Source organism: Mesorhizobium sp., from assembly GCF_024509055.1.
Lineage (GTDB): Bacteria > Pseudomonadota > Alphaproteobacteria > Rhizobiales > Rhizobiaceae > Mesorhizobium.
In genome coordinates this window covers 1-3089 of the sequence record NZ_JANINM010000210.1, presented here as the reverse complement: position 1 = coordinate 3089, position 3089 = coordinate 1, and the positions used below count along the sequence as shown (strand labels likewise).

The 3089-nt window shown below is 63.4% G+C and carries 3 protein-coding genes and 1 pseudogene; 2 read left to right on the top strand and 2 right to left on the bottom strand.

The features are described from left to right. Together rpoH and Q0L57_RS09820 are read right to left on the bottom strand one after the other, a co-directional pair. Positions 1 to 820 (bottom strand): RNA polymerase sigma factor RpoH (gene rpoH, locus Q0L57_RS09825; protein WP_296741701.1); only part of this gene is annotated, 820 nt, incomplete at its 3' end. 210 nt (positions 821 to 1030) lie between these two features. Further along, complete coding sequence (locus Q0L57_RS09820; protein ID WP_296741698.1) at positions 1031 to 2038, bottom strand: RluA family pseudouridine synthase; 1008 nt, start codon at positions 2036 to 2038, stop codon at positions 1031 to 1033. A gap of 73 nt (positions 2039 to 2111) precedes the next feature. Between Q0L57_RS09820 and Q0L57_RS09815 the strand changes: the two genes are divergently transcribed. Continuing rightward, positions 2112 to 2504: a fimbrial protein gene (locus Q0L57_RS09815; RefSeq protein WP_296741697.1), complete on the top strand. Its 393-nt coding sequence runs from the start codon at positions 2112 to 2114 to the stop codon at positions 2502 to 2504. Then, positions 2501 to 2905 (top strand): annotated as a pseudogene (locus tag Q0L57_RS09810) (VOC family protein); the annotation flags it as partial. The gene Q0L57_RS09815 and the pseudogene Q0L57_RS09810, both read left to right, overlap by 4 nt. Positions 2906 to 3089: the final 184 nt, after the last annotated feature.

Genomic DNA, 3089 nt, shown 5'->3' with positions numbered 1-3089 from the left:
GCACCTCGATCTGGCGCACGCGCTCGCGGCTGATGTCGAACTCGGCCGACAGCTCCTCCAGCGTCAGCGGCTCCTCGGCCAGGCGGCGCGCCTCGAAGATGCGCCGTTCACGGTCGTTGAGCACGGAGAGAGCTCCCGACAGCATGGCGCGCCGGTTTTCCAGCTCGTCCTGCTCGATCAGCATCTCTTCCTGGCTTTCGTGGTCGTCGACCAGCCAGTCCTGCCATTCGCCGGATTCGCCCTCGCTTGCCCGAATTGGAGCGTTGAGCGAAGCGTCGCCCGACAGGCGGCGGTTCATCGACACCACTTCGGCCTCGGAAACGTTGAGGCGGGTGGCGATCTCGGCGATCTGATCGGGCTTGAGGTCGCCGTCGTCGAGCGCCTGAATCTTGCCCTTGACCTTACGCAGGTTGAAGAACAGGCGCTTCTGGTTGGCGGTGGTGCCCATCTTGACCAGGCTCCACGAGCGCAGGATGTACTCCTGGATCGAGGCCTTGATCCACCACATGGCGTAAGTGGCGAGCCGGAAGCCACGCTCCGGTTCGAATTTCTTGACAGCCTGCATGAGGCCGACATTGCCTTCCGAGATGACCTCGCCGATCGGCAGGCCGTAGCCGCGATAGCCCATGGCGATCTTGGCGACGAGCCGCAAATGGCTGGTGACGAGCTTGTGGGCTGCGGAAGTGTCCTGATGCTCGGCATAGCGCTTGGCGAGCATGTACTCTTCCTGCGGCTGAAGCATCGGAAAGCGACGGATTTCTTCCAGGTAACGGGCGAGACCGCCTTCACCGGAAACGATACTGGGTAATGACTGGGCCATGATAGCGCCCCCTCTCTATTGGAGTGATGCCCCCTGAACGCGGCGGGCATGCGACGCGAATGCCAAAGGCTCACTCGCGACAACCGATGTATACAGGAACAAAACCAGAAAAGACAGGCAATTGTTCAACACGAAACAGTGTGTCACTTTGAAGTGAACAATGCCAGTCAGGTTTTTTGATGGCTGGTTTGAAGCGTCTTGGTGGCGGGCTCAGAATTCCCGGAAGCCGCCGATGAGTTCCTCCATGTCCCTCGGTACCGGCGCTTCGAACCTCATCGTTACATGGGTGGTCGGATGCCGGAATTCAAGGAGCCAGGCGTGGAGGGCTTGCCTGGGAAAGGAATTCACGCGGCTTTTCAACGGTTCCGGCAGCCGGTTGGCCTTGGTGCGGAAGGCCTGGCCGTAATCGGGATCGCCGATCACAGGATGGCCGATATGGGCCATGTGGACGCGGATCTGGTGGGTGCGGCCGGTTTCCAGCCGGCACTCGACGAGGCTTGCAGTGGCGAACGCCTGCTGTCCTTCGCCGAAGCGCTCGACGACGCTGAAATGGGTGACGGCGTGACGGGCATCGTCGCGACCTTGCGGGACCACGGCGCGGCGGACGCGGTCGGCGGCGCGGCCGAGGGCCGCATCTATCGTGCCGGTGGGCCGCTGCGGAATGCCCCAGACCAGCGCCAGATAGGCGCGTTCGAGGTCGCCGGTGCGGCCGTGGTCGGCGAAGGCTTCGGAGAGCGCCTTGTGGGCGCGGTCGGTCTTGGCCACCACCATGACGCCGCTGGTTTCCTTGTCGAGCCGGTGCACTATGCCCGGCCGTCTGACGCCGCCGATGCCGGAAAGGCTGTCGCCGCAGTGATGGATCAGCGCATTGACCAGCGTGCCTGTCCAGTTGCCGGCGCCCGGGTGGACGACCAGCCCAGCCGGCTTGTTGATGACGATCAGCTCGTCGTCCTCGTAGAGGATGTCGAGGGCTATGTCCTCGCCCTGCGGTTCGGCCGGCTCGGGCTCCGGCATCACCACAGAGACGCGCTCGCCAGCCGCCATCTTGCGCTTGGTCTCCTCGACCGGCTTGCCGGCGATGGAAACCGCGCCCTGCCTGATCAGGGCCTGCACGCGACTGCGCGACATGTCGGGCCCGAGCTGGGCTGCGAGCCATTGATCGAGGCGCTGGCCGGCAGCGTCGGCGCCGGCTTCCAGCATGACGGCTTCGCTTTCCATCGATTCATCCCCTATCAAATTGGGGGCCTGTTGGTTATGAGCGCTCATAGAAACCGTTGCGGATTGTTTAGCCATGGCCCGGCCTGTCGCCGAAGAAGATGTTGAAGGCGGGGAAAAGCCGCTCGACCCGGAAGCCGAAAAGGTGCGCCGGAAGCTCGTCCGCTTCATGGGCATCAATCTCGGCCTGTTGTTCGTTGCCGTTATGGTGGTGATCGCGGCGCTTGTCTACAAAATGAGCAAGACGCCGGGCACTGCGCCGGCGCCGGTCGCCGACGTCCAGGTTCCAGCCGGCGCGGCGCTCTCCGGCGACATCGTGCTGCCGGTCGGCGCGAAGGTGATCAGCCAGTCGCTATCGGGGAGCCAACTGTCGATCGACGCCGAACTCGCCGACGGCAGCCGCGCCATCTTCCTCTACGACATTGCCGAGCGCCGTGTGATCGGCCAGTTCGCGATCCGCAGCAAATGAGCGGCTTTGCCGGGAACCGCGCCATTGCGACGGTCGCGCTGGTCGTTAGGAATTATGACGAGGCCATAGCCTGGTACGTCGAGCGACTGGGCTTCGTGCTGACCGATGACGTCGATCTCGGCGGCGGCAAGCGCTGGGTGACCGTCCAACCGGGACAAGGGCAGGGCGCGCGGCTGCTGCTCGCCGAAGCTTCCGACGAAGCGCAGGACGGCCACATCGGCAATCAGACCGGAGGCCGGGTTTTTCTGTTCCTCGAGACCGACGATTTTTCCCGCGACCATCAGGCGATGCTTGCCAGAGGCGTCGAATTCCAGGAGGCGCCGCGCTTCGAGGCCTATGGCACGGTGGCGGTTTTCGCCGACCTCTACGGCAATCTCTGGGACCTGATCGAGCCGAAAAGACAGGGCGGAAGCAGGCTGTTCAGCAACCTGCGCGAAGCAGCCGAAACCCCGAGCGGGCATTCCTTGGCAAGCCAACGAATGCCCGCTCGGGTCTTTTGTTGTTGTCGCAGATTCCTGTCGGAAAACCGTACGACACTTTTCCGGAATCTGCTCGGTTGCTTTTTCCCAGCCGTCAGCCTATGTA

What these genes read in the sequence shown, in the direction of transcription:
- Q0L57_RS09820 (WP_296741698.1), bottom strand. Translation starts at nt 2,038, where the DNA reads ATGGAAAGCGAAGCCGTCATGCTGGAAGCCGGCGCCGACGCTGCCGGC.
- Q0L57_RS09815 (WP_296741697.1), top strand. Translation starts at nt 2,112, where the DNA reads ATGGCCCGGCCTGTCGCCGAAGAAGATGTTGAAGGCGGGGAAAAGCCG.